This is a genomic window from Streptomyces sp. NBC_01445 (assembly GCF_035918235.1).
Lineage (GTDB): Bacteria > Actinomycetota > Actinomycetes > Streptomycetales > Streptomycetaceae > Streptomyces.
Map to the genome: position 1 here is coordinate 10,307,161 of NZ_CP109485.1, position 25,108 is coordinate 10,332,268.

Below are 25,108 nucleotides of genomic sequence, written 5' to 3' on the forward strand. Positions count from 1 at the left end.
CGCCCGCGAACTCGCCGCGGTGCTCCCCGCCTCATACGCAACTGGAGTACACGCGAGTTCTTCAAGCGTGCTCACAGCGCGACCCCATCACGCCTTCACAACACCGCGTCCGTGTGGTTCTCCAGGGCGTGCAGGAGCCGGCCCTGGAAGTCCTCGTCCTGTGCCGCGGGGTGCGGGGTCTGTGTCTGCTGGTGATACCAGTAGCCACCGGTGGGCGGGGTTGCCTCGGGGTGGGTGGCGAGCCAGGTCTGGGTCCGGTGTCCGGCGGCCAGGTCGTCCGGTGCGCCGGGACCGCCCATGCGGGTGGGGACCCAGCCGGGGTCCACCGCGTGGCTGGACGTGCCCTGCCAGCGGTGTGCGACGGCGAGCGCGAGCGTGGTGACCCAGAGCTTGGTGTCGTCGTAGGAGGCGGTGCCCTCGCCCAGCCGGCGCAGGTCGGTGGAGCCAGTGCGGTGCATGGAGCTGCTGAGGTAGATGAGCCGGTCCGGCTTGTCCATCAGGGCCGTCAGCAGATACGGCGCGACCACGTTGACGGTGACCGCTTCGGGGGAGCGCATGACGCCGGCGTTGTGGATGACGGTATCGAAGCGGCCGAACTCGCCTGCCTGCCGGGCGACATCGCGGATCTCGTCCGGGTCGGAGAGATCCCCTGTGACGACGCCCTTCCAGCGCGCGGTGTCTCCGGCGTCGGCGAGTCGGGCCGTGTTGCGGACGTGGACGACGACGTCATGCCCGTCGCCGGCCAGCGCGTCCGCCGTGTCGCGCCCGAGCCCGCTGGAGGCTCCGGTCACCAGGATCAGTGCCATGTCCCTCATCTCCCGTCTGTGGGGTGTCCGTGCCGGCACCCGGCGCGGACATGCGCTGCCGCTTCGTGATCGACGAGAAGACCTTTGCATGAAAAACGGGCGAGCGCGGGTGGGGTGTCAGCTGCTGAAGACCAGTTCCGCCTGGTCGCGGCGCGTGGTGTGAAGCTCCCAGTAGACGGGGGAGATCTCCTCGGCCTGGGCGACCGGGTGGCCGGGCATGACGGCGGCGCCGATCGACACGTCGATGGCGACGTGTGCGGCCTGGACTCCGGTGCCGTCCAGTTCCTTGTGCAGGTTGACGGCCCAGTTGCGCAGCGCCGCCGCGGCGGCGTTGACGTTGCCGATCATAGGAACGGGGTCGAGCGATCCCGCCCCGGTCGTGAACAGCAGGGTGCCCGCGCCTGCCTCCCGCATCGCGGGCAGCACGACGCGGGTTGCGGCGATGGCCCCGTACAGCTGGAACTCCATCTCGTGCTGAACGTGTCCCGGGTCGGTCTCGGATGGTGCGGTCATCGCGGTGGAGCCCAGGCCGCCCACCGGCGAGTACTCCAGAACGTCGATGGAACCGAAGTGCGCGGCGGCGTCCTTGAGCGCCTGGGTGAGTGCGTCGCGGTCGAGTACGTCGGCGGGGAAGGCGGCGGCGCTGATGCCTTCGGTGGTCAGTTCACCGGCCAGGTTCTCGAGCTTGGCGCGATTGCGGGCGATCAGCGCGACCTCGTAGCCGTGCGTGCCGAACGTGCGAGCAATGGCGAGACCGAGCTGGGGGCCGGCGCCGACGATGGCGATGGTGGGCATGAGGGGCCTTTCGTGAAGGTGGACATGATGGAGATGGATAGGGCTATCCGTTTCGGATCGATCCGGAAAGCCCTATCCGGTTCACGATCGACGGTAACACGGTAATCGGATAGGGCCTTCCGTTTTGCTAGCCTGACGGGCATGACCTCCCGAGACCCCGACTCCGCAGCCCCGCCCAAGCGCAGCGACGCGGAGCGCAACCGGGGGCGGATCATCGCCGCCGCGCGCACGGTGTTCGGGTGCCACGGACTGAACGCGTCGATGGCCTCGGTCGCGCGGCAGGCCGGGGTGGGGATCGCCACCCTCTTCCGTCACTTTCCCGGCAAGGAGGAGCTCGTCGTCGCGGTCTTCGCGGACCGCATGGAGGTATACGCGCGGGCCACCGCCGACGCCCTGGCGGCCCCGGACCCCTGGGACGGCTTCACCGGCTACATCCAGGAGGTCTGCGCGATGCAGGCCGCCGACCGCGGCTTCGCCGACATCCTGACCATGAGCTTCTCCGACGCCCAGGAACTGGAAGCGCTCCGTGCCCAGGCGTACCAGGGCTTCCTCGAACTCATCGGCCGCGCCAAGGACAGCGGGCAGCTCCGCGAGGACTTCACCAGCCGGGATCTCGTCCTGCTGCTGATGGCCAACGCCGGCGTCCTCAGCGCCACCGGCGACGCCGCGCCGGACGCCTGGCGCCGCGTCGTGGCGTGGATGATCCAGTCCTTCCAGGCCCCATCCCGCGGACCGCTCCCGGACCCGCCGCAGGACGCCGCCCTGTACGAGGCGATGCGCCGCGCCAGCCATGGCGTCAGCTCCCGCGAGACCGGGAAGCGGCACTGATCGATCGGCCGGAGCCGTCGATCGGCGTGCGGGAGTGGGCGCAGCTCGTGCGCGCCCGCACTGATCTGACCCCTCCGACATCCCCGCGCTCGGCACCGTTCTGAGGTGACAACCCGCCCACCAAGCCAGCAAGATGCCGAAGTTCAGTGCAAGTTCGACTCGTTCGCGCTTCAGGATTCCGCGAACCCGCGCGCTTCCGTGTGGGACCTCCTCGCCCACCCCGAACTCGGCGACGTCTGCAGCCGCCCGTACACCGAGCGGCGCGCTCTCCTGCTCGACCTGCTCCACGACGTGTTGCCCCCGATCCAGGCCGTACCCGCGACAGATGATCCGGACGTCGCGCAGCTCTGGTACGACACGCTTCAGGCCTAGGGCATTGAGGGTGTCGTCTGTAAGCGCGCCACGTCCCCGTACCGGGCCGGGCGGATCTGGAAGAAGGTGCGGCACTCGGACACCGTCGACGCCGACGTCGTCGGCTACATCGGCCCGGCATCCCGGCCCCATCGTGTGGCGGTCCGGCTGCCGGACGGCAGCCGCGTGCTGTCGCAGGCGCTGACAGCTCCCGTCGCTGCGGAAATCGCCCGACACGTCCTCGCCGCAGGCCCGGGGCGCGGGGCGCGGACGTCGGCCGGCGAGGCCTACGTGACGACCAGCCGCGGTCTCGTGGTGGAGGTTCTCGCGGGGACGACCCGGCACGCCGTGGTGACGGTGACGCGCGTCAGGTAGCGCGGCCGGCAGAGGTCCGCGGTGCGAGTAGCTACCTATTCAGACGGGCTTTGCGCTAGCGGAAAAGCGAGCGCCCAAGCTGGCTGTCTCGTCATTGCACAGGGCCAGCGGCACAGCTGTCCTGTGACAGTGAACCTTGAGTGCGTGCCATCGAAGTTTGTGTGGTGCAGGAGGGGGCCGGGTGAACTCCTGCACGCTCTGTTCGGCGCGGCCGCCACCCCAGGCACTGAGCTCGCCGTTGCAGCCCTCGCCGGAGACGTCCCACAGAGCCGTATCCGCGCCCTGGCTCCCGCCTACGTCGCCAGCCTCAACCACTGACCATCTGCGCCCCTAAGAAGCCGTATCTCAACCGAACAGGATCGCTTGATTTCTGCTGGTCAGGCATGGTGTCGCTCGGAATGAGGGAGGCATCCGGCGTCTTGTTTCCGCTCCGTGAGCGAGGGGTGCGCGATGACGTCGGTGCTGGGAATGCTGGAGGAGCGGGAGACGGCTGCCCGGGTGCGGGTGGAAGGGCTGCGGGAGGAAGTCGCCCGGTTGTCTGGGGTGTTGGAGGCTGCCGAGATCGATCTGGACCGGCGGGTGATCGCGCGGGAAGAGCTGGTCGAGGCCCTGGCAGCCTCGGCTGCGGAGACCACCGCCGTGACCGAGGCCGAGGCGGAGCAGGAAACCGTGCCCTCGCCCGTGCCGGGCTCGATCGTGCCACCTTGGCGCGAAGGGTTGCCGGTGACGGTGCTGGCGCCGGACTACCAGCGGATCCTGGGCGTGCTCGACGAGCGGCAGCCAGCGGGCCAAGGACCGCTGAAGGCCAAGGAAATCACGGTGGAGCTGGGCCTTCAAACGACGTCGGCGAAGGTCGAAGGGGTGCGCTCGAAGGCCAGGCGCCTGGCGGAGCGCGGGTGGCTCGTGCAGGAGACGTCGGGGATGTTCAGCGCCGCCCGGCGGCCCATGGCCGTGCCAGACGCCGCCCCATCCGCGTGACCATCGACCACCGGATCATCGCCTCGCTGCTGGCCGGCAACGTCTCGTAGTCCCGGGCCAGCCGGCGCGAATGCATCAACCACGCGAACGTGCGCTCCACCACCCACCTGCGCGGCAGCACCACGAAGCCCGTGGTGTCGTCGGTGCGCTTGACGACCTGAAGGGTGAGCGCGAGTTTCTGCCGGCACCAGTCGACCAGGCCGCCGGTGTAACCGCCGTCTGCCCAGACCAGGCAGATGTCACGGTGCAGGCGGCGCAGCCGCTGCAGCAGGCCCACCGCGGCATCCCGGTCCCCGACGTTCGCGGCGGTCACCGCGACGACCAGGAGCAGACCGAGGCAGTCGGTCACGATGTGCCGCTTGCGGCCGCCCACCTTCTTCCCGCCGTCCCAGCCGCGCGAGACGGACGGCACCGAGGCCGCGGCCTTCACCGACTGCGCATCGATGATCCCCGCCGTCGGCTCCGCCTCACGGCCCTCCCGCTCACGCACCCGTCCGCGCAGCCGATCGTGGAACTCTGCGATCAGCCCGTGCTCGCGCCAGCGGCGGAAGAAGGCGTAAACCCGGCCCCAATCAGGGAAGTCCACGGGCATCGCCCGCCAGGAGATCCCGCCCGCGACCAGATAACGGACGGCGTCCAGCATCTGTCGATGACAGTAGCCCTCGGGCTGCCCGCCCCGGCCCTGGAGCCAGGCCGGCACCGGCAACAGCGGCCGGACGGCCGCCCACTCCGCGTCCGACATGTCCGAGGGATACCGGCGTTCCCGGTCCGGATGGTCGGCCGCGTTGCCGTACACATGCGCGAGGCAATCACACGATGGAGCAGCCGAGTTGAACTGAACGGGCTCGGACGCGTACAACAACGACACCAGGGCCTCCCGGCACTGCTCGGTTAGATTCGCATCCCCGAGCTACCGAGAGGCCCTGTCTTCATGCACGTACAACGGGAAGATCACCCCGACGGGAAAACCGTTCGACCCACACGTTCCATGATCGGTTGAGATACGGCTTCTAAGTGAGTGTCTGGAAAGGCGGGATACCGGCGCTAGAGGCCCAGACGATCTGCAAGGGTCGGGGATCGACGGATGAACAGGCTTCCCAGGCCATGGTGGAACCTCAGCCCGACCTCATAACTACTCCGCAACGTTGGTGCTGTTCGGGGGATTGAATACGCAGAACTCGTTGCCCTCCGGGTCGGCAACGACGATCCAGCGAAAGCCGTGTTCGCTGAGTTCTTCAGAGAGCCTCGCAGCGCCGAGCCGTTCGAGGCGATTGACCTCGGACACCAGTTCTGCGGTGCCAAAGTCGAGGTCAAGGTGCATGCGGTTCTTGCCCTGCTTTGGTTCTGGGACGTGCTGCAGGAGAAGGGTTGGTGCAGGAGCGGGCCCGACCAGGCTTAGGTAGGGAGGTCCGTGGAAGCCGCGCCGGTAGTCCAGCGGGGCGAGCGCGGCGAGCCAGAAGTTGGCTTGCGCTTCGGTGTCGACACAGTCCAGCGTCACAACGATCTGCATGGCGGAACGGTAGGAGGCCTGGTCCGCCCTGGCGATCTATTTTTCGGCAGCACCCGAGGTGGTGCTGCCGCTCTTCAGGCCCAAGCATCCTCTGCGAGCTCTTATGCCGTTGAGTCCTTTTTCGACCAGCCCTTGCGAGGACCGCTGCGGGTGATCCTCCGGGTCATCAGGGTGATGAGTGCCCAGGTCAGGTGGGCTTCGGAATGTTGTGGCAGACGTTCGTAGTCGCGGACGTTGCGCCGGGCCTTCATGATCCAGCCGAGAGTGCGTTCGACTCTCCAGCGGCGGGGCAGGAGCACGAAGCCTTTCGCGCCGCGGGGCCGGGAGACCGTTTTCAGGGTCATGTTGAGGAAGTCGCCGGACCAGTTGATGAGCTGGCCTGCGTAGGCGGAGTCGGCCCAGACCTGTGTGATCTGGGGTTGCACGACCCGCAGGCGCCAGAGGAGTTCGCGGGCCGCGTCGCGGTCGGTGGTGTCGGCGGGCGTCACCGTGATCATCACGGGCAGGCCGAGGGTGTCAACGGCGATGTGTCTCTTGCGTCCGTTGATCTTCTTCCCGGCGTCGAAGCCGCGGGTGGCCTTGGATACTGTCTCGGCCGCTTTGACGGACTGAGAGTCGAGGATCAACGTCACGGGCCAGGGGCATCGTCCCTGGCCCGTGCGGATCTGTCGGCGGAGCTGGTCGCGCAGGAAGGCGATGACGCCGCGGCGGTGCCAGGCCGCGAAGTGGTAGTAGACGGTCTGCCAGGGAGGGTAATCGGCCGGTAGCGCCCGCCATTTGACGCCGTTGTCGACGACGTAGCGGATCGGCATCCGCTACCGTATCGCCCGTAAGGGAATTGAGCCGTCCACCCACCTAGGACGCCACCGTTGGGTCGTTGAGAGAACAGTCTCCTGGCTGGCCGGATGCCGCCGCCTGCACCGACGGTACGAACGCAAGGCTGAACACTTCCTGGCCTTCGTGGGTCTTGCCGCGGCCCTCATCGTCTTTCGCTGACTCACTAGGCACTGATGCCCCACCTGTGACACGGCACGATGGGCCAATGGCATCCACACCAGACCCGCTTTGCTGGCTGCACCCTCACGCTGAAGTCCGTCCGTCTCCCGTTGCGGGTTCGGGCTTGTTCGCCAATGCGCCCATCGCAGCCGGAACGGTCGTGGCCCGGCTGGGCGGCCGGCTGGTCTCCCACCAGGAACTACAAGACCTCTTCGCCGCCGCCGGGCTTGACCCGGGCCGCCCTTACATCGACACCATCGCTGTGACCGAGACCATGCATCTCGTCCTTCCACCCCGCAATGAGCAGTCCATCGGATACAGCAACCACGGCTGCGACCCGAGCCTGTGGTGGGAAGGTCCGTACACCCTTCTCGCCCGTCACAGCATCGCACCGGATGAGGAACTGACCAGCGACTACGCCACCAGTACCTGGGATTCGCAGTTCGTCCTGGCATGCTCTTGTGGCTCACCGACCAGCTGCCGAGGAACCGTCACCGGCAACGACTGGAAGCTACCGGAGTTGCGGGCACGCTACGGCAACCACTGGGTACCAGCGCTCCTGTCACGTATCGCTTCAACCACATAAGGAGCCAAAGGAAACAACGCCTAAGCCTTCGGCAGGTGGCTGTGTGGGTGAGTCGCGACGTCGTTTCGACGCGGGTTGGGGAGTCGCACGCTCATGCGGACAGCCGATGTACGCGAGAACGAGTCGCCCCGTGCAGCCGGCCAACGGCTCAACCAGTCACCTGGTGGGCCACGGCTTCCATCAGGCGAGGGATTCTCTGAGGGACCGGCACCAGATACTCGTACACCAAAGACATCGGCGCGATCACACGGTGCCGGGCGTCCGAGCCGACGACGTCAATCACCAGCTCCCAGCCCGTCGGCAGAGTATCGTCCAGGCGTGCCCGGCAGGCGCCACCATACGTCTCCAGCAACACCACCGTGACGAACGCGGACAGGTCTGTGTGCAGGGCAATCCAGTCCTCCGCCTCGAACTCGTCGAGTGGCAGCCTCTGCACGTAGCCGTCCAGGACGCCGACTGCGCTCAGTGGGTCAGCGTCGAATTCGAGCGCAGCCTCCGCGCTGCCGAACTGCTCCACCAGCCCCCGGACCGCTGGCCGACAGCCGCTCATGAACTCGTCGATGCCGATCACAGCCCGAGTCTGCCATGCAGATTCAGCCCCCTTGCTCTCAACCCGGAGGGGAGCGAGCGACGGCCGAGTGAGGGTGCGTTGTCGTTGCTCGATTCCGGCCAGGACTACCGCGCTGCGAGGACCGGCAGTCCGACGCCCGTGCCCAGCGCCGTACGGTTGCGGCCGCCGTCGACGCCGCGATGCCTGGGCCTCAGAGGCGGAGCGCCGCACGGCAGTTGCACCAGGACGTGACCGCCGAATCGTGGGCCAAGGTCCGCAGGTGTTGGCGCTCCTTGCTTTCGGAGATCCCCAACACTGCATGACGCCTGCCTGAAAGCCCCGGCCCTGGTGCGCGGCATGTCCCAGGCCTTCCTCAGCGATCACGGCATAACTTCTTCCTCGAAAGAGGACTGTCCGTAACTGGCAGCGCCATGCGTCGTCTCACCAGGAAGTGAGTCATGCCTGTTCAGGCCCAGAGATTCGGTTTTGGTATGCCGTGGGAGTCGCTCTACGGATACAGCCAGGCAATCCAGGTCGGTGACGTGGTGTACGTGTCTGGGCAGGTGTCCCATGACCGTGACGGCAACTTCGTGGGTGCCGGCGACTTTGAGCTCCAGGTCAAGACCACGCTGGCCAATCTGGACCTGGTGCTGAAGCACTTCGGGGCCGAGCGCAGCCAAATCGTGGAGAGCACGGTGCTGGTGAGGAACCTGCGGGAGAACTTCGACACGACGGCACGCCTTCACGCCGAGTACTTCGGGGAGTACCGGCCCACCAGCACGGTCATGGGTGTCTCTGACCTGGCGCTACCGGACCAGTTGGTGGAGATCGGCGCGCTCGTGCGTCTCGACGTGAAGCCATGGGTCACCGACGGAAGTCAGTGACCTGCGAGAACGCGGCGCCAGACGTGTGGGGAACCCGACGTAGATCTGTGGCGATTCCCTGTCGGCTGTTGCTGGTTCGGGTGCTCTGGAGCGATCAACCTGTGTGGTCAGGACGTGGCCTTGTCCCGCAGGAACCGGGCGACCTCGGTGAAGTCGGCCATGGGCAGGCCTTCGGCGGCGAGCAGACCGACCTGGGTCAACACCGCGGCCTGGTCCCAGTAGAGCCGTTCGCTCTCCATCAGGCCGTCGCGGAATTGCACCACCACGACCAGCGGCACTTCGACGGTCCGTCCGGTCGGGGCGAGTCCGGGCAGCAGGAACGGGATCTCCTGGTCGTGCGGCATCCGCATGATCGTCTCCTCGACGAGGAAATCGCTGCCCACCGACCGGTCCACCGTCTCAGCGGTGGTGTTCTGCGGAATGCCGGGAATGAAGATGTCGCGGTAGTAACCCCGCAGGTAGTTCTTGCCGAAACCGCCGCTCATCGTCGGAAGATGCATCACGCTGGCGTCCTCCACCATCGTGGTCACTGCCAGGTCGGCGTCCTTGATGACGAACTCGTACGCCGTGTGCTGCTCCCACAACGCGACCATTTCCGCTTGGTTCACGATGTCTCCTTCAAAGATCCGTTCCGCCTGCCGACGGGGCTCCTCGTTGATCAGCCCCAACGACCAACGAACACCCCCAAGGACGGGATGCGATCTCGGTGCACGGCTGTCGCACGCCTGCTCCTTCCGAGTCCGGGGCCGGCTCGCGACCGGCATCCCGTCACCTCATGTGTCGCGTTTCGTCGCTCGCCCGCCATAGGTCGGAGTCGGCCTGGCTCCCTCATTCATCTGTCGGGCTGCCGTACCTGTCGTGCCGCTTCTGGCCGCAGCAGCGGCCACTAGCGTGGGTCCAATCAGCACTCACGAATTAGGAAGTCGCCATGTCCTACCCAGAGCCCCGCTACCTCGGAGACAGGGGCCAGACCAGCGCACTGTTCCGACCTGCGCCCCCGCAGCCCGACACCGGCTCGGGCGGCACCGACATCAGCTATGTGGCCAAGCGGGAGAACACCAACGGCGAGTTCGGCCTGTACAAGATCGACATGGCGCCGAAGACCATGGGTGCCAGGGAACACTTCCACCGTACGATCTCCGAGTCCTTCTACGTCCTGTCCGGCGAGGTCCGGCTCTACAACGGCGAACGCTGGGTCACAGGGGGCGAGGGAGACTTCCTCTACGTACCGCCCGGCGGGCTCCACGCTTTCCAGAACGACAGCGACGACCCCGTGTCGTTTCTGCTGCTCTTCACACCGGGAGCTCCCAGGGAGGAGTACTTCGAGAAGGTGGAGGAGTACTCACAGCGCAGCCGCGAAGAGTTGAAAGCCTTCCGGATCAGGCACGACCAGTACAACACCACCGACATGCTCGAGGGCTAGGCTGCCGCCGGGTACTGCGGTCCCCGCGTTACATGCCCGAAAGCGGCCGGGCCGGTGCGGCCTGTCAGCCCCTGGCACCTCAACATGTCGGCGATGCGTGTGCCGGTCGCGGGCTGCGCAGGCGACGTACGGCTGAGCGGTGCGGCTGATCCAGGTGAAGGCCTCCGTTCCGCTGATTGTGGCCGGAGCGGGTGGGAGCTGGTGGTCGTCCACGTTCGAGATCTGCAGCGTGCTGCTGACGTCCCTCGCTGCTCCGTTCTGTTTGTCGTGACAGCGAACCTGGCGCCATCGAATATTTACGCGCGTGACATCGAGGTTTGAGTGGTGCAAGAGGGGTCGGGTGATCAGGCCCGGGGCGTGGCGGTGCGCTTTATGGCGATCATGGCGGCGTCGTCGTTCAGGTGTCCGCCGACGTGGTGCAGCAGGTCGCGGCGGAGGCGGTCGAGGAAGGCGTCGGGGTCGTTCTCGGTCCAGCCTGTGATGCGCTCGGCGAGCGGGTAGAAGGTGCCGGTGGAGTCGCGGGCCTCGGTGACGCCGTCCGTGTACAGCAGCAGAAGGTCTCCCGGCTCGAACGGGAAGCTGTCGACGCGGTAGCGCGGATGCGATAGTTCGCCGAGGCCCAAGGGGGGTGCGGGAATACGGGCGTCCATGGTCGTAGGCCGGCCGTTACGGAGGACGATCGGCGGCGGGTGACCGCAGGAGATCATCTGGACCCGGCCGCCGTGGTCGGGGATGTCCAGGAGGGTGGCGGTGATGAAGGTTTCTCCGTAGAGGCTCGTCTCGCCCGGCTCCATCAGGTCCCAGCACACGCTTCGGTCGAGGTAGGCCACCAGCTCGCCCAGGCTCGCCTGGCGGTGGGCAGCGCCGCGGAACGCTCCGAGCAGCAGGGCTGCGTCATTGACCGCGGTCAGCCCCTTCCCCCGCACGTCGCCGATCATCAGCCGCGTACCGGAGGTGGTACGTGCCGCCGCGAACAGATCCCCGCCAATCCGGGCCTCGGCCTCCGCGGCGAGGTAGAGGGACGCGGCCCGCAGCGGTCCGAGCTGTCGGGGCAGCGAAGGCAGGACCACACGCTGGGCGGTCTCGGACACGTACCGCACCTGCATCAGCTCTTTCGCCCGGCGGTCCCGCACCACGCAGAAGATGACGAGGCAGATTCCCACCAGGATCAGGGCGATGATCTGTGCCTGGTGGTTGGACGAGAGCATCGCGTCAGGATCGCGCACCAACCCGATGGTCGTCTGTGCGATCACCGCCAGGGCAGCGACCAGGCCCACCGTTCGGGGTCCGCCGAACGACGGGGTGATTGCCGGGGCTGCGACGAGCAGCGGCCCCAGATGGATGTCGGGCGGCGCGAGAATGTCAATTAGGGACACCGCGACGATCCACGCGACGGGGATGGCGACCAGCGCCCGGCTCGCACGCTCCGGCTGGCGAAGCCCTGCAGATCGCTGTGCCATGACTCCTCTTTACACCGCCCCCGCTCGACTCGCACTGGTAGAGACGGGGGAGTGCGTCGCCTGCCGGAGTCGTCGCCGACTCATCCTGTACGTGCCGTGGGCGGTGAGCCGTCATAGTGTCGAAACATGTGAACGCTTGCGGCCGGACTCTGCGGGTGCGGGACGGGTCAGCTCGGCGTGGGGTCCGTTCGGCGGCGGCTGGCAAGGGCGAGCAGCGCACCTGCGGCCAGGAGAATGGCGAGGGCCGCGTATCCGTAGGTGAGGGTGGCGGCGGTGGCCACGCCGGCGACGAGCAAAGGGCCGCCGGCGTCGCCGAGTTCGCGGCCGAGTTCGGCGGAGCCCATGGTCTGGCCCATGTGCTCCTCCGGGGTCGAGGCGGCGAGGGCGGCGAAGCCGAGCGGGGTGATCAGTCCGGTGCCGGTGCCGATGAGGGCGGCGGCCAGCAGAACCCCGGGCAGGCCGGGCAGCATGGCGGCCGCGAGTCCGGCGGCGGTGATGAGCAGTCCGGTGAGAAGACCTGTACGGGTGGTCAGGCGTCCGGCGTCGAGGGCGCGGCCGGCCTTGGGCTGGACGATGGCCGCGGTGGCGGCGAGGACGGAGACGGCGGCGCCGGTGGCCACGGTGCCGAGCCCGGCTGCGGCTCCCGAGACGGGGAGGAAGCCCACCCCGACGGAGAGCGCGGCGGTGGCCGCGGCGAGCGCCGCGGTGGGGGCGAGGAAGGACCGGTCGGCCAGGCGCCGCGCGAGGTCGGCGACCGTCTGCCGCTTGCGGGGCAGCGGCGGAACGACGGGCACGGCGAGCGCGGCCCACACGGCAACGACGGCTGCGCACAGGGCCATCACCGTGAACAGCAGACGCAGGCCCCCGGCCCAGACGAGGACGCCGCCAAGGAGCGGGCCGAGGGTGTAGCCGATGGACTTGTAGAACCCGTAGCTGCCGAACGCACGCCCGCGCTTGGCAGCCGGGTTGAGGCGGGCGACCAGGGCGGAGGCCGAGGGGGAGAACGCGGATGCCGCGGCGCCCTGGCCCAGGCGGGCCGCCCACAGCCAGCCGGGGCTGTCGGCGATCGCGTACAGCGCGGAGGCGGCGGCGAAGGCGATCAGACCGCCGAGGAGGACCGGCTTGCCGCCGATCCGGTCGGCGAGCGAGCCGAAGACCGGCTTGAGTATGACTTCCGCGCCGTCGTACAGGGCGAGCAGGCCGCCCAGGACCAGGAGCGAGGTGACGGCGTCCTCGGACAAGCCTCCGAGGTTGGCGGCGATGCCGTGCGCGCCGAAGGCGGTGGTGAACCCGGCCGCGTACAGCGGCCACATCGCTCGCTTCGGGGCGGCCTGGGTTATGGGCTGGTGGCTCACGATGGGTCCTCGTCGCTGGTGTGCAGCGCGGCGAAGACGCGCTCGGCGTAGTCCTCGCAGACGGCTGTGCACTGCTTGAGCCGTATCCCCGCTTCGGCGGCTTCGGGGGCGCCGAAGACGTCCCGCGCAGTCAGATCCCGGTGCCAGCGGCGCAGCCGCTCCAGGCTCTGCTCCTCTTCCTCCAGCTCGGCCAGGGTGAACTTCGCGATGCGGTCCTTGGCGATCTCCTCCTCGAACTTGCCGCAGTCCGCGAGGAACTCCGTCCACTCGGCCGTGCGGGCGGCCGTGAACATCTCCCGGAAGCGGGCCGCATCCTCGGCCGTACGGCCGGAAGCCTGGAGGGCCACGCCCTGGCCGCCGGCGCCGTCGGTGAGTTCGAGGGCCCGCTGCACGCCGTCGGCGAAGACCGGCACCTCCGGCACGGCCCAGATGCCCTGTCCCAGGGGGAGCGCCCCGGTCTTGCGCAGCTCCCGCCAAGCGCAGCCTGCCGATCCGGAACGAGCTCACGAGCCCGTTCTCCTCCAGCGGCATCCCGGGAGGACGGATCACCGTGCGCCCTTCGTCGTCGAGGACGCCGTCGTGGTTCATCCAGAGAGACACCCACAGCCGAGAGGTGCCGTGGGCCCGCTGCACCAGGTCCTCGCGCACCGACAACCAGCGCTCCAGCGCGGCCCGGGTCAGCGCCGAGGTCTCGACCCACTCCCCCTCGACGGTGCCGCCGCCCTGGGGGTGCCGCTCGACGAACACTGCGATGTTGTTCTCGCTCAGGTCCGTGGTGCGCAGCGCGGCCAGCTCCCCACTTCGTGCCGCGGTGTCCAGCTCCAGCGCGAGCACAGCCGTCAGCCGGGTCTGCGCCGGGGACATCGCCCCGCCCAGGTACCGGTCGAGCTGGCGGTGCAGCGCGGCGAGGGTGGCCGCCTCCGGCGCAGGCTGCAGCGCGACCTCGCCGCCACCGAGACCGACCCCGGGCAGGCCGAGCGCTTCGCGCAGCAGGTCGACGCACCGGCGCCGGATCTCGTTGGTCGGCTGAGAAGTGGGCGGGAAACCGCCGCCGACGCGGCGGTGCCGCAGCGCCCCGGACTCAGCGATCCGTATGTACGACTTGAGCGTTGGTTCTTCGAGGAGGCGCTGCAGGCTGCGCCGGGCTCCCACCGGCAGCGCGTCCCGGGCCAGCGCCCGCTCCATCTCCCCTCGGACCATGGCGAGCTGACGCCGGCGGGCCTCGCCGACCTTGAGGTCGTCGAGGAGTCGGTCCAGCGCGGTGATCGAGGCGTACTCCGGCACGCTGCGATTGTCGCCGACCACGGACCCGCACGTCACTCATCCCTCCCCGGCGCCGTCAGTTGCCCGGGGCGCGTCTCGCGCCGGAGCCGCGCCATGCGCTCACGGTGCCGGAGGTAGTCCCGGAAGATGTCTCGCCGGTGCTCGGACTCCTGCGGCAGGACCGAGGGCAGCGTGCCTAAGGCCAGAGCACCCAGCAGGACCCACCACGGCGCGCCCGCGAATGCAGACACCCCGAACACGGCCCCACCGCCGACCAGGCCGGCAACGCGGGCAGGCATAGCCCATTGGCGCCCGTTCACCGGGACTCCCCTCGCCACAGGGCCCTGCCACCCATGCCGTGCTGCACCATAGGGCGCACGGCAGGCCCGCTCTTATGGTCCGTGTACGCGCGCGCCATCGGAATGTGGATCTTCCCCTCATGCTCCGCGCGCAGCACCTTCTGCCGGAACCGGTAGATCGAGTTCGCCACCGCGCCCCGCGAGACCTGCAGCCGGTCGGCGATCTCCAACTGTTCGTAGCCCTGGAGCACCAGCGCCAGGACGGCCTGCGTCTGCCGGGGCTGCTTGCGCAGCATGTCGAGCACCACGCCGCCGCTGTGCAAGTCGGTGCCTTCGCTGCTGGCCACGGACAGCAAGAACGCCTCCGGGTCGAGGAGCTTGGCGTGCACCTCAGCGATGCGCCGCTGCTTGATGCTCCACTTCTCGTACTGCTGCCGGAACTCCCAGCTGCAGCGCCCGATGAAGTAGGTCATCAGGCAGCCCGGCCCGTGGCCTCCCTTGTGCCGCGGGTTCCATCCGCCCTCGACCAGGGCCTTACGGCGGAAAGAGTCCAGCGTGGGCAGCAGGATGTCCACGGCCAGGATGTCGCGCTGCTCGAGATCCTCGCGCAGTAGGTGACGGTGTCCTTCCGCGACGCCGAAAGGCTTCCCTGCTTCCTTCCACCTCCTCAGGGAATCCGTGATCAGGGTTCCGGTGCGCAGCATGCCCTTGAGCTGGGGCAGCGCCTCGCCGGCGAGGCGGTTCTCGAACATGTCGTAGCGCGGCCCCTTGAAGTCCCCACGGCGTAGGTCCTCGACGAGCGCTTCATCGCGTGCGATCCGCTCCCCCTGGCGTCCGGGTAGAGCGAGCGCGACGTCGAGGGCGACGTCATATCGGTGATCAGGCAACACCTCCCCCGTGTTGTCGACCGAGTTGCAGTTCTCTAGTGATATCTCAACGGTCACGCCCGCTGCTATGTGTCGTTGCCACTTCGATGTCACGCAGCGCGAAAAATTTCTGAGGAGACTTTCAAAACGTCGTGAGCGGACCTCAAATCGGCGGTCTCGCGGCCCGCTTTCGAATCGTCCCGCCGTTGCGGGTCAGCGCATCCGGGTAACCGTGACCACCGCGTGCCGCGTGGTCCCCGCGAGGACCTCCACCACGAGGCCCCGGCTGGTCGTCACGTAGGCGTCACCGGCTGAAGTCCGAGCCCTCCGCCCGGGGCCGGCGTCGAGGATGTGACGGGCGATCTCCGCAGCGACGGGAGCCGTCAGCGCCTGCGACAGCACGCGGCTTCCGTCCGGCAGCCGGACCGCCACGCGATGGGGCCGGGATGCCGGGCCGATGTAGCCGACGACGTCGGCGTCGACGGTGTCCGAGTGCCGCACCTTCTTCCAGACCGACCGGCCCGGTACGGGGACGTGGCGCGCTTACAGACGACGCCCTCGATGCCCTGGCCCTGAAGCGTGTCGTACCAGTCCTGTGCGACGTCCGGATCATCCGTGGCGGGTACGGCCTGGATCGGGGGCGGCACGTCGTGAAGCAGGTCGAGGAGAAGGGCGCGCCGCTCGGTGTACGGGCGGCTGCGGACATCGCCGAGTTCAGGGTGGGCGAGGAGGTCCCACACGGAAGCGCACGGGTTCGTGGATTCCCGGACGGCATGACGCCGGAACCGGATCGTGCGCGGCGCTCAGAAATGGACGAGCGCGCGGGTTCGGGCTGGCGGAGCCTTCGTCGCCCGAGCCAACCGCCTCGGGGATCAGGCCAGGGCCTGGACGGCGTACACCGCGCCGAGGGCGCCTGCGAGGGCTCCGAGCAGGAGCCGGAGCGCGGTTTCGGGCAGGTGAGGCTGGAGCCGTGCGCCGAGGTAGCCGCCGATCAGCCCCCCGGCGCCGCAGGCCAGACCTAGCCACCAATCGGGTGCGACGGGCCCGGGGCTCGCCAGGGCCAGCACGGCGTACGCGGCGGCCCCGGCGACGGATGTGGTGAAGGTGGCGGCGAGGGTAGCCGGTGCGATGCGGGCCATGGGCATACCGCGCGCGGCGAGGATGGGCCCGAGTAGGGAACCGCCGCCGATCCCGTAGATCCCGCCGACCACCCCGACCGTCAGGGCAAGTGCGGCGAGCGCGCGCGCCGACGGCTCGGCCGCGTCCGGCCGCCGCCGGGCGGGGTGCAGGGTGCGCAGGCACAGCCACGTGCCAAGTGGAAGGAGGAAGGCGGCGACCAGGATCCGGAAGACGTCGGGGCCGGGGAGGGCGAAGACGCGGATGGCGGCGCCGGCGATGACGCCGGGCAGCGTCCAGGCAACGAGGCGCCGGGCCAGGCCGCCGCGCAGAGCGCCATCGCGGCGGTAGCGCCACAGTGCGCCGGGCCCAGCCACCACATTGAACAGCAGGTTCGTCGGCGTGACCGCGGGGCTCGGCACGCCGAGGACGCTGAGCTGGACCGGCAGGAGGAAGACCGCGCCGGACACGCCGACCGGCGCGGTCACCGTTGAGATCAGCAGGCCGGCCGCGAACCCGGCCCAGATCGTCCACTCCACTGCTGCCCCCGCCGCTCCGTGATTGCCCGGTCAGTATCGAGGGAGCACCCAGAGGGAGGGCGGGGCGGCAATGAGATGTTCACGAGCAGCAGGTGCAGCCCGGCTTGCAGCCGCATGCGTCCGCCTCGGCCGCGGCCGCCCCGGCGGGGACCGGAGTGTGGGCGGTGGGTGCGCAGCAGCCCTTGCCCTGCCAGGCGTCGCGGCCCTCTTTCACCGCGATGGTGGCGATGACGAGGGCGGCGATCGGGTCGGCCCAGGACCAGCCGAGCGTGGCGTTGAGGACCAGGCCGATCAGGAGCACCGCGGACAGGTAGGTGCACAGCAGTGTCTGCTTGGAGTCGGCGACCGCGGAGGCGGAGCCGAGTTCACGGCCGGCCTTGCGTTGGGCAGCGGAGAGGAACGGCATGATCGCCAGTGACAGGGCGGCGATGACGATGCCGGGGACGGACCGCTCGGCCTCTCCGGTGCCGGTCAGGGCCCGGACGGCGTCGACGCTGACGTACGCGGCGAGGGCAAAGAAGGAGACCGCGATGATCCGCAGGGTCGTCTTCTCCCGGGCGTCGCGTACGGCGTGGTCGCGGGCGGAGAACTGCCAGGCGACCGCCGCGGCGGAGGACACCTCGATCACGGAGTCCAGCCCGAAGCCGATCAGCGCCGTGGAGGAGGCGATCGTGCCCGCGGTGATCGCGACGACGGCCTCGATGACGTTGTAGGTGATGGTCGCGGCGACCAGGAAGCGTATGCGGCGGGCGAGCGCGTCGCGGCGGGCCGGGGACGGCCCGAGGGATATCGCGGTCATCAGCAGCAGTCCTTCGTGGCGGCGTCCGGGCAGGTCTTGTCGCCTTCGACCGCGACCACGGCGGCGAGCAAGTGGTCCAGGGCGTGGCCGAGGCGGGGGTCGGCGAGCTCGTAGCGGGTACGGCGCCCGTCCGGCACGGTGACCACAAGGCCGCAGTCGCGCAGGCAGGCCAGGTGGTTGGACAGGCGGGTCCGGGAGACGGCGAGCGCGTCGGCGAGGTCCGCCGGGTAGGCCGGCGCCTGGCGCAGGGCGAGCAGGATGCGGCAGCGGATCGGGTCGGCGAGCGCGCGGCCGAACCGGGCCAGCACCTCGATGTCGGAGGCAACAGTCAGCACCCCACGACAGTACAGGACATCCTGAATTCAGAAAATGATGGATTCACTCTCCGGAGGCTCCGCCCTCTCGGCCCAGATGTCGGGGTGCGAGTTTCGAAATCCCCCATGGAACGGCAGATTACGAGCGTTTCTCCTGGAATCTGCGAGTAACTGCGGGAACCTCACACCGTCGAGGGATGCCTCAAAGAGGGGTCTCCCCCCACCTGCTGACTTCCCTCGATCGTGCCCTGGGGGCCACTTCAGGAACCCGCGCGCACTCCAGTTGCGTATGAGGCGGGGAGTATCGCGGCGAGTTCGCGGGCGCGGGCCGGGCCGGAGGCCGCGCGGGACTGCGCGGCCGCGAAGTCGATCCTCCCTTCGCTGTAGATCACAGCCTCCCCGTCGAGGACCGTGCCGGGGCGTAGCGAGTTCATGCCGGCCACGGCCAGATCCATCCACGCCGAGGTGACCGTCCGCCCGGACCGGGCCTGTAGCCGGACGGTCTCGGCATCGCGCTACAGGGCGGTGCGGTGCCCGTCGTTCTCCAGACTTTGATGTGTCTCGTGAGACAGAGCGACGGGCGCCGCTGACCACTCAGGGGCGCAGCGCGTTCAATTCTTGTCGGCTCCGCAGTCCTTCAGCGGCTTGGGCGGCGGGATGTTGCTGAACGTCGAGCCCGGCCTCTCCACGGCCAACGACTGCTGGTCAGTGTCTCCGAAGAGGAGCTTCCAGGTGGCCGACCCCTGACCGTGCCCGTTGTCCCCCATGATGGGTGCGGCGGCGGGGAGGTCCATGGCCTTCAGCGGCTTGTACCCGGCGCGTCCCCACCGTTGGCCGCGTACGTCGACGAACGAGAACCCGGCGACGGCGAAGTGATTCGCGTTCCCGGGCGTCCAGATCGTGATGATGCTGCACGGCGGCACATCTCTGAGGTCGAGCAGCTGCTTCTCACCGGGGTACAGGCCCTCCTGGCCTTTGTTCGTCTCGCTGTCACTCCCCGTCGCTACGCCGATGGTGACCTGGGAGATGGGGTCGAGAGACCGGTTCGCGAAGTACCCGGTGGTCTTGCCGCTCTTGCCCTCCATCGTCCAACTTGAGACGCGCGAGGCCTGAGACTGGAGTTCCTTCTCGGAGTCCTCCTTCGACTGCGCTAACTGATCTTGGGACGTCTTGACCTGGTAATAGCCCGTCCAGGCGGAGGCGACAAGACCTCCGGCCGCGACGAACGTGGCGATCATCGTCGCGATCAGCATCCCGTCGCGCTTCTTCCGCTCCGGCGTTGCTGAGGTTCCGTCTGGCGGCTGCGGCGGCGTCCCGACGTTCCCACCGGACTGCGCTGGAACAGGCGGTTTTACACCTTGGACCTGAGTCACTGCTGTCTCCGCTCCTCACAGTTGCTGGGCGAGTCGAGAGATCCTTGCAAGCATCCCGGGCGCCAGCAGGAGCTTCTACAGAACCTTCAACCCCGACTTCATCGCAGCGTGTTTACGGCGGGTCGAGCCCCACTGCTATCCCGGAGCCGATTGCGCACTCACCACCGAGGACCGTGCCCGGGCGCAGGTGAATGGAAGCCGCCGCGAGGTCGGGCCACGCCGCCGTCACGTCCCGCCCGCTGCGGCGAGACGCCGAGCCATCATCCAGATGAGACAACGTCAGGTGTCTGGAGAACCGTCGAACTTGATCTCGTACCACCAGCCCTTGCCGCGGGGCAGCGTCGGCACAGCCTCGGCAAGGGCGACAGCGACCGGGTACTCCACAGGGCCAGCCTGCGACGGCCGACCCGGGGATGCGCGCTGGCCTACGCTGCGCGGGCGGTGCCCGACGGGGCCCATGAGACCGGCGCAGCGACGGCCAGAGATGCCGCCCACGAGAATGGCCCCCGCCGAAGCGAGGGCCATCATGGATTTCTGCGCGGTCAGTGGCGGGTCTGGAACCAGACGACGATGAGGCTCACGGCCCCGCTGCCGAGGCTGTACGACGCTCCCCGGATCATCTGATCGTGGACAGTCCGCCCCTGACGCTGTGGCCATTCCCGCAGGTAACGGCGGATACGGCGCAGTCGGGATTCCCTACATAGGGAGTCCTTGTTAGGCTGACACACGGTGTATCAATCCTCCTACTCGGGTGAATGGAACATCGCGCAGGGAGCCCTCCCGACACTGGGCCTAGACAACTCGCGTCGGGGATGGGCTCCTTTTGCGCTTCCGGACGATAGTACTGGCGAGGTCAAACAACGGCCGCCCGTCAGGCAGTTGTGGCTATACATGGGCACACATGGCTAGAGCCTCTCCGGGGATTCCAGTGGCCTTGACTTCCTTTCAGTTCCTTTGACATCACTCCACCTGCAATTTCGGCCCCCACGCAGCGGCAATTTGTGAAGCGCATCACTTTTCCGCGTGGGGATGTTCTCACCCCCCCCACCAGGGGCGAGGAGCGGGCAACGCTGGCGCTGAGCAAGCGACGAGGGAATCCCGACCTGCGGCCAGCTCAGGCACGTACCTGTACAGCGTCGTACGGGAGGCCACCGCTCGCGTAGTTCCGCGATGGCTGCCTCGAAGTCCTCTAGCGAGTCGAACGCCCGGTACACAGACGCGAACCGCAGATAGGCAACGAGGTCGAGTTCCTGTAACGGGCCGAGTATGGCCAACCCCACGTCGTGGGTGGTCAGTTCCGCACCTCCGGTGGCGCGCACCGCCTCTTCGAAGCATGGGTGAACTGCCCTCTCCATGGACGATGCGGTCAGCTGCGACCAGGCCTAGAGGGGGTGCCACCGTGGGACTGCGATGTCTGGGGACGGAAAGGACAGCCTCATCCGCACCATTCGATCGAGCGTGCGGTCCAGCACCGTGGGGCCGACCTCGTCGGTCCAGACGTATGCCGTGTCCAAGCAAGGGCCCGTATGACCGAGCGGGAGAAGACACCGGCTGCAAGCACTGAATAGGTCTACTGGGCCTGGTTCTTCCCATCCACCTGCTCCACTCCAGCTGTCGTCTCGCCATCCTGCCCAGTACAGACGTACCGCTCCCCTTGCAGGTCCCACCAAGGCGCGATGCAGTCCCTGATGCCCGCGAACCAATGGGCAGACCAGGTACGGGTGCATACGTGATGGAAGCCCTGGTGTGGCGCGACATGGTCGAGGCCTGGTTCGCCAGAAGGAGTGTTTTGGCGTCTGCTGGGGTGCCGTGACTACGCCGCGTGCGCGGTACGCCGCCTGCCTGCAGGCAGGTGAACAGAAGCGGCGCGGCCGGCCGGAGCGTGAAGATGCCAGGTCCTTACCGCAATGGACACAGTGGTGAATCAGCACATCAGACACCGTCTACTTCCCCCTCATGCTCGTGGGACAGCGCAGAGAGCTGCGCTGCGAAACCGTTCCTCTCCGACTGACACGGGCGCACCACCATCAGGTATTCAGTGATTGTGGTGGTAGAGGAAGAGGATCGGCCAGGCTGAACCACTTCCCGTTGCTCGGTTGAAACCGGTGAGTCCTGAGCGGGTGGACGCCACTTGCCCCAGGGGAGAAAGCAGGACAGGGAGGCAATGATCTGGCTGAGCCCGACGAGGGCGGCAGGCACGTCCTGGGCCCGGGTCTTGGCCAGCACCGGCCGGACCAGAAGGAGCAACAGAACTGCCAGACCTACAACCACAGCTAGACCTAGAACGCACGGCACGAGAGCCAAGGAGCCAACGAACAGCTCCGCCGACACGACGAACACGGGACCTCCGAGAACGAGAAAGGCCCCGGTCGCTGGGACCAGGGCCACGGGGGACAAGAGCTACCCCTGAAACGAAGAACTCCCGCGCCCAGACGGGTGCAGGAGTGGTTGCGGTATATCTGCCCGCAACGAGAGGCAGTCTGCCATGCCCGAAGGTTTCGTAACGCTCTCCCCGTACGCCCCTGACTGACTACCTCGCTCGGTTCGCGGCCAGCCAACCTTGGTGGACAGTGTTGTTGCACTCATCGATACCGGTGTCGGGGGCATGTGAGGAGTTGTCCAGGAACCGATCGGTTTCTGGACGGCGACGACCACCACGAAGGCGGAGCTGAGCAGTGCTGTCCCGTCTCAGCCGATCTGGTCCTTGTCTCAAATGATCTGGTCCGATTCGCTCGTCGTCTCAGTTCATCCGGTCCCGTTGGTGCTGCTGTCGGCGGGAGAGGCAAGCGATCGTCTTGGGCACGGCCTGCAGCCTGGGCGACATCACTCCATCGCCTCCAGGATGCGGTCGAGTGTCCGGCGTCCCATCCTGCTCATCGCCGGATTGCTCTCGACGTAGTACCAGACAGCGCCCATCGCCTGCTGGAACGCCCATGCCCTGCCGCGCTCCCACTCGAGATCGTCACAGCCCAGTGTCCGCCGGAGCACTTCCCGCGGCCCCTGCTGCAGCAGGTGCCAGGCACTGACCAGATCCAGCGCGGGGTCGGCCGGGCTGAAGCCGCCGGTGTCGAGTACGCCGCTGAGCCGGTCGCCCGTGACCAGTACATTGCCGGGGATCAGGTCACCATGGCTCATCACGTCGGCACCCGCGCGTGGCAACTCCCGCAGGTGGCTCCACATGTGGCGGAGCCGGCGCACGTCGAGCAGCTCCTCGCTCTCCTCGAAGCACTTCTCCATCCAACCGTCGTGGTGAGTGAGAACGCCGCCACGACCTTCGCCGCTGAAGTGCCGCCCCCGCGTCTCGGCCTCCCGCAGGGCGGAGATGAAGGCCGCAAGGTCCTGTGCAAAAGCGTCCGACCCACTCGGGTCGGCGTCCGAGGAGACCGTTCCCGGCAGCCACGTCTGGACTGACCACGGCATGGGGTAGCCCGCTCCAGGCTCTCCCAGGGCGACGGGTTCCGGGGCGGGGAACCGAGACACCTGCGCCAACTCCGCGCTCGCCCGGGCTTCCTGCTTCAGAACCGCCAGCGTCTCGGCGGCACCGGCCAGACGAAGCGGGAAACGTGCCGAGAGGTCGTTCCCGATGCGGAAGACGGCGTTGACCGTCCCGGTCGACTGCAGGAGTCGGATTTCCTTGCCGCTCCACTGAGGGAACTGTTCCTGGATCAAGGTCGCAACAGTTTCGGTGGTCACGTCCACTTGGTCATCGTGCATGGTCATACTCGCGAGCCCTTCCACCAGTCCCATTCGAAACGCCGGAAGCAGACCAGATCAACCGAGACGACAGCCAGTATTCATAGGCGAGGGTCCAGATCAACTGAGATTTTCGGCCACCAAGGTGTCTCAACCGTTCTGGTCGCCCCAGGTCACCGCCGCGGTTTCGAACCAGATCATTTGAGACGGGACAAGTGCGACGGCGGTCTAGGCGCCCGCCGGTACTGCCAGAGGGCCCCACTCAAACGTGGTACCGCTGAACCTGGCGGCGGCGAAGCCAGTGGTGCCGCCGCCGAAGCTGACGGTGCCGGCGCTGAGCGTCGCGCCGCCGAAGCTGACGGTGCCGGCGCTGAACGTCGCGTCGCCGAAGCTGACGGTGCCGGCGCTGAGCGTCGCGTCGCCGAAGCTGACGGTGCTGCCGCTGAACGTCGTGCTTGTGAAGCTGACGGTGCTGCCGCTGAACGTCGCGTCGCCGAAGCTGACGGTGCCGGCGCTGAATGTCGCGTCGCCGAAGTGGACGGTGCCGGCGCTGAACTCCGCGTCCCCGAAGTTGACGAGGCTGCCGCTGAACGTCGCGCCGCTGAAGTTGACGAGGCTGCCGCTGAATGTCGAGTCGACAAAGTGGACGGTGCTGCCGCTGAATGTCGCGACGCCGAAGTGGACGGTGCCGGCGCTGAACGTCGCGTCGCCGAAGTAGACGGTGCCGGCGCTGAACGTCGCGCCGGTGAAGCTGACGGCGCTGCCGCTGAACGTCGCGTCGATAAAGCTGACAAAGCCGCTGAATGTCGCGTCGTCGAAGTAGACGTCGCCGCTGCTGAATGTTGCGTCGTCGAAGTAGACGTTGGGGCTGCTGAACTCCGCGGAGGCGAAGTAGACGGTGCCGCCGCTGAACTCTGCGCCGACGAAGTAGACGGTGGGGCCGCTGAACTCCGCGCCGCTGAAGCTGACGGTGCCGCTGCTGAACTTCGCGTCGAAGAAGGTGATCTTTCCTCGAAAGTGGCTGGCATCGAAGGTGCCGCCGTCGAAGACCGCGCCAGTGAAGTTGAAGTCATGCAGGCACCAGGCGGTAGCCGCGTCCGGCTCCTGTAGGTGGTCGCGGATGACTTGGATGATGGTGTGGCGGACCTCGCGTTCCCCTTCTTTGTGGCCGGGCAACGAGGGGTCGGGTTCGTAGGGCATGCGGAGGTAGGCGCACAGGACGTCGATGCAGACCTGGCGTTGTTCTGCCCAGTCGTCGGCGAGGCGGGCGAGGGCGTAGACGCCGGCGAGGCGGACCGCGGCTTGGTCGTGACCGAGCTGTTCGGCAGCGGTGGTGTAGCGGTCGGCGAGCTGACTTGCGTCCGCGCGGTGTGCGTCGCCCTCGGCGAGGAGCTGTTTGCGGTAGGCGTAGAGACCGGCGAGGACGGCACCGATCAGGGTCAGGGCCGTCACGGTGGCTTTGAGGACGTCATTGATGTTGACCGGCTTGGGCGGCTTCTGGTCGGCGGCCGCCTGCGCGAAGTGGTCGTAGGCGTAGTGGTAGATGACCCAGCCGAGGGCACCGGCGGCTATCAGCGCCACGAGTGCCACGAACCAGACGGGCCAGAGGTTCGGTGTGTACCGGCCCCGGGGGGCCTCGCGCTTGCGCCGGAGTGAGACTGCCACGTCAGGAGCATGGAGCCTGCCCGCCGTCCGGGACAGCGAGTTGGCGAAATACGCCGAGGAGCTGTTCAGCCGGCGGGGAATCCCATGGCCGCGCGGAGCAGCCGGGCTGTCTCCTCTGCGGTCGCACGCGTCTCGTCGTCGGCTCCGCTGGAGCCAAGTTCGTCGAGGAGCCTCGTCAGCGTCGTTGATCGCCTCGACGAGAACAGCGGCTTAGGATCGCTCCTGACGAAGAATCGAACGCATCGAACGGTCCCCGTGTTGCCGCCCTGAGCGCCGCGGGGATC

At 67.9% G+C, this 25,108-nt stretch carries 28 protein-coding genes and 3 pseudogenes; 10 read left to right on the plus strand and 21 right to left on the minus strand.

Translation table 11 applies throughout. The features are described from left to right. Positions 1–95: 95 nt before the first annotated feature. Positions 96–806: an SDR family NAD(P)-dependent oxidoreductase gene (locus OG574_RS47405; protein WP_326771332.1), complete on the minus strand. Its 711-nt coding sequence runs from the start codon at positions 804–806 to the stop codon at positions 96–98. Positions 807–923: 117 nt separating this feature from the next. Continuing rightward, the gene (locus OG574_RS47410) at positions 924–1,601 is read right to left on the minus strand and encodes an SDR family NAD(P)-dependent oxidoreductase (protein ID WP_326771331.1); all 678 of its coding nucleotides are present in this window, start codon (positions 1,599–1,601) and stop codon (positions 924–926) included. A 141-nt stretch (positions 1,602–1,742) separates the two neighbouring features. On the opposite strand from OG574_RS47410, the gene OG574_RS47415 reads away from it, so the two are divergent. From OG574_RS47415 to OG574_RS47435, 5 genes are all read left to right on the plus strand, one after another. Continuing rightward, positions 1,743–2,429, plus strand: coding sequence for a TetR/AcrR family transcriptional regulator (locus OG574_RS47415; RefSeq protein ID WP_326771330.1), 687 nt, complete (start codon positions 1,743–1,745; stop codon positions 2,427–2,429). Positions 2,430–2,534: 105 nt separating this feature from the next. Beyond that, positions 2,535–2,801 carry a hypothetical protein gene (locus tag OG574_RS47420; RefSeq protein ID WP_326771329.1) on the plus strand — a complete coding sequence of 89 codons (267 nt, stop codon included), beginning with the start codon at positions 2,535–2,537 and terminating at the stop codon, positions 2,799–2,801. Positions 2,802–2,867: 66 nt separating this feature from the next. Beyond that, positions 2,868–3,155 carry a hypothetical protein gene (locus OG574_RS47425; protein ID WP_326771328.1) on the plus strand — a complete coding sequence of 96 codons (288 nt, stop codon included), beginning with the start codon at positions 2,868–2,870 and terminating at the stop codon, positions 3,153–3,155. A 144-nt stretch (positions 3,156–3,299) separates the two neighbouring features. After that, positions 3,300–3,473 (plus strand): hypothetical protein, encoded by a 174-nt coding sequence (locus OG574_RS47430; RefSeq protein WP_326771327.1) that lies wholly within the window; start codon positions 3,300–3,302, stop codon positions 3,471–3,473. Between the two features lie 132 nt (positions 3,474–3,605). After that, the gene (locus OG574_RS47435) at positions 3,606–4,133 is read left to right on the plus strand and encodes a hypothetical protein (RefSeq protein ID WP_326771326.1); all 528 of its coding nucleotides are present in this window, start codon (positions 3,606–3,608) and stop codon (positions 4,131–4,133) included. Here the strand turns inward: OG574_RS47435 and OG574_RS47440 are convergent. From OG574_RS47440 to OG574_RS47450, 3 genes and pseudogenes are all read right to left on the minus strand, one after another. Further along, positions 4,081–4,875 (minus strand): IS5 family transposase, encoded by a 795-nt coding sequence (locus OG574_RS47440; protein ID WP_326771325.1) that lies wholly within the window; start codon positions 4,873–4,875, stop codon positions 4,081–4,083. The two genes, OG574_RS47435 and OG574_RS47440, sit on opposite strands and share 53 nt — an antisense overlap. A 390-nt stretch (positions 4,876–5,265) precedes the next feature. Beyond that, a complete protein-coding gene (locus OG574_RS47445) occupies positions 5,266–5,643 on the minus strand; it encodes a VOC family protein (RefSeq protein ID WP_326771324.1) in 378 nt (125 codons plus the stop codon). 116 nt (positions 5,644–5,759) lie between these two features. Further along, a pseudogene (locus tag OG574_RS47450) lies at positions 5,760–6,449 on the minus strand (IS5 family transposase); the annotation flags it as partial. 4 nt (positions 6,450–6,453) lie between these two features. Here OG574_RS47450 and OG574_RS47455 point away from each other — a divergent pair. Beyond that, a pseudogene (locus tag OG574_RS47455) lies at positions 6,454–6,639 on the plus strand (transposase); the annotation flags it as partial. A gap of 124 nt (positions 6,640–6,763) precedes the next feature. Further along, positions 6,764–7,225, plus strand: a complete 462-nt coding sequence (locus tag OG574_RS47460; protein WP_326771323.1) for an SET domain-containing protein-lysine N-methyltransferase — start codon at positions 6,764–6,766, stop codon at positions 7,223–7,225. Positions 7,226–7,373: 148 nt separating this feature from the next. Here the strand turns inward: OG574_RS47460 and OG574_RS47465 are convergent, their stop codons facing one another. After that, entirely contained in the window at positions 7,374–7,796 is a 423-nt protein-coding gene (locus OG574_RS47465) for a hypothetical protein (protein ID WP_326771322.1), read from the minus strand. A 470-nt stretch (positions 7,797–8,266) separates the two neighbouring features. Between OG574_RS47465 and OG574_RS47470 the strand changes: the two genes are divergently transcribed. Then, positions 8,267–8,659, plus strand: a complete 393-nt coding sequence (locus OG574_RS47470) for a RidA family protein (RefSeq protein WP_326771321.1) — start codon at positions 8,267–8,269, stop codon at positions 8,657–8,659. 107 nt (positions 8,660–8,766) lie between these two features. On the opposite strand, the gene OG574_RS47475 is transcribed toward OG574_RS47470, so the two are convergent. Beyond that, positions 8,767–9,267, minus strand: coding sequence for a nuclear transport factor 2 family protein (locus OG574_RS47475; protein ID WP_326771320.1), 501 nt, complete (start codon positions 9,265–9,267; stop codon positions 8,767–8,769). 320 nt (positions 9,268–9,587) lie between these two features. On the opposite strand from OG574_RS47475, the gene OG574_RS47480 reads away from it, so the two are divergent. Then, positions 9,588–10,082 carry a cupin domain-containing protein gene (locus OG574_RS47480; RefSeq protein WP_326771319.1) on the plus strand — a complete coding sequence of 165 codons (495 nt, stop codon included), beginning with the start codon at positions 9,588–9,590 and terminating at the stop codon, positions 10,080–10,082. Between the two features lie 344 nt (positions 10,083–10,426). On the opposite strand, the gene OG574_RS47485 is transcribed toward OG574_RS47480, so the two are convergent. The 3 genes from OG574_RS47485 to OG574_RS47495 form a co-directional block, all read right to left on the minus strand. After that, positions 10,427–11,542, minus strand: coding sequence for a PP2C family protein-serine/threonine phosphatase (locus OG574_RS47485; RefSeq protein ID WP_326771318.1), 1,116 nt, complete (start codon positions 11,540–11,542; stop codon positions 10,427–10,429). A 167-nt stretch (positions 11,543–11,709) separates the two neighbouring features. Next, complete coding sequence (locus OG574_RS47490) at positions 11,710–12,855, minus strand: MFS transporter (RefSeq protein WP_326778318.1); 1,146 nt, start codon at positions 12,853–12,855, stop codon at positions 11,710–11,712. Between the two features lie 38 nt (positions 12,856–12,893). Continuing rightward, on the minus strand, positions 12,894–13,319 hold the full coding sequence (locus OG574_RS47495) for a Chromate resistance protein ChrB (protein WP_326771317.1): 426 nt from the start codon (positions 13,317–13,319) through the stop codon (positions 12,894–12,896). A gap of 196 nt (positions 13,320–13,515) precedes the next feature. Between OG574_RS47495 and OG574_RS47500 the strand changes: the two genes are divergently transcribed. Continuing rightward, positions 13,516–14,298, plus strand: a complete 783-nt coding sequence (locus OG574_RS47500; protein WP_326771316.1) for a hypothetical protein — start codon at positions 13,516–13,518, stop codon at positions 14,296–14,298. Between the two features lie 178 nt (positions 14,299–14,476). Here the strand turns inward: OG574_RS47500 and OG574_RS47505 are convergent, their stop codons facing one another. The 11 genes and pseudogenes from OG574_RS47505 to OG574_RS47550 form a co-directional block, all read right to left on the minus strand. Further along, positions 14,477–15,403 (minus strand): sigma factor-like helix-turn-helix DNA-binding protein, encoded by a 927-nt coding sequence (locus OG574_RS47505; protein ID WP_326771315.1) that lies wholly within the window; start codon positions 15,401–15,403, stop codon positions 14,477–14,479. A 135-nt stretch (positions 15,404–15,538) separates the two neighbouring features. Continuing rightward, positions 15,539–15,826 (minus strand): hypothetical protein, encoded by a 288-nt coding sequence (locus OG574_RS47510; RefSeq protein ID WP_326771314.1) that lies wholly within the window; start codon positions 15,824–15,826, stop codon positions 15,539–15,541. Further along, complete coding sequence (locus OG574_RS52950) at positions 15,709–16,116, minus strand: ATP-dependent DNA ligase (protein ID WP_442816916.1); 408 nt, start codon at positions 16,114–16,116, stop codon at positions 15,709–15,711. Before OG574_RS52950 ends, OG574_RS47510 begins: the two co-directional genes overlap by 118 nt. An 81-nt stretch (positions 16,117–16,197) precedes the next feature. Then, positions 16,198–16,980 carry a sulfite exporter TauE/SafE family protein gene (locus OG574_RS47515; protein ID WP_326771313.1) on the minus strand — a complete coding sequence of 261 codons (783 nt, stop codon included), beginning with the start codon at positions 16,978–16,980 and terminating at the stop codon, positions 16,198–16,200. Positions 16,981–17,059: 79 nt separating this feature from the next. Continuing rightward, the gene (locus OG574_RS47520; protein WP_326771312.1) at positions 17,060–17,779 is read right to left on the minus strand and encodes a cation transporter; all 720 of its coding nucleotides are present in this window, start codon (positions 17,777–17,779) and stop codon (positions 17,060–17,062) included. Beyond that, the gene (locus OG574_RS47525; RefSeq protein WP_326771311.1) at positions 17,779–18,114 is read right to left on the minus strand and encodes an ArsR/SmtB family transcription factor; all 336 of its coding nucleotides are present in this window, start codon (positions 18,112–18,114) and stop codon (positions 17,779–17,781) included. The genes OG574_RS47520 and OG574_RS47525 overlap by 1 nt, the downstream gene beginning before the upstream one ends. Before the next feature lie 239 nt (positions 18,115–18,353). Continuing rightward, positions 18,354–18,548, minus strand: coding sequence for a hypothetical protein (locus OG574_RS47530; RefSeq protein ID WP_326771310.1), 195 nt, complete (start codon positions 18,546–18,548; stop codon positions 18,354–18,356). Positions 18,549–18,704: 156 nt separating this feature from the next. Continuing rightward, positions 18,705–19,346, minus strand: a complete 642-nt coding sequence (locus tag OG574_RS47535) for a hypothetical protein (RefSeq protein WP_326771309.1) — start codon at positions 19,344–19,346, stop codon at positions 18,705–18,707. Between the two features lie 1,025 nt (positions 19,347–20,371). Further along, positions 20,372–20,794 (minus strand): annotated as a pseudogene (locus OG574_RS47540) (hypothetical protein); the annotation flags it as partial. A gap of 1,495 nt (positions 20,795–22,289) precedes the next feature. Beyond that, positions 22,290–23,186, minus strand: a complete 897-nt coding sequence (locus OG574_RS47545; RefSeq protein ID WP_326771308.1) for an aminoglycoside phosphotransferase family protein — start codon at positions 23,184–23,186, stop codon at positions 22,290–22,292. 201 nt (positions 23,187–23,387) lie between these two features. Next, positions 23,388–24,824 carry a pentapeptide repeat-containing protein gene (locus tag OG574_RS47550; protein ID WP_326771307.1) on the minus strand — a complete coding sequence of 479 codons (1,437 nt, stop codon included), beginning with the start codon at positions 24,822–24,824 and terminating at the stop codon, positions 23,388–23,390. Between the last annotated feature and the right edge of the window lie 284 nt (positions 24,825–25,108).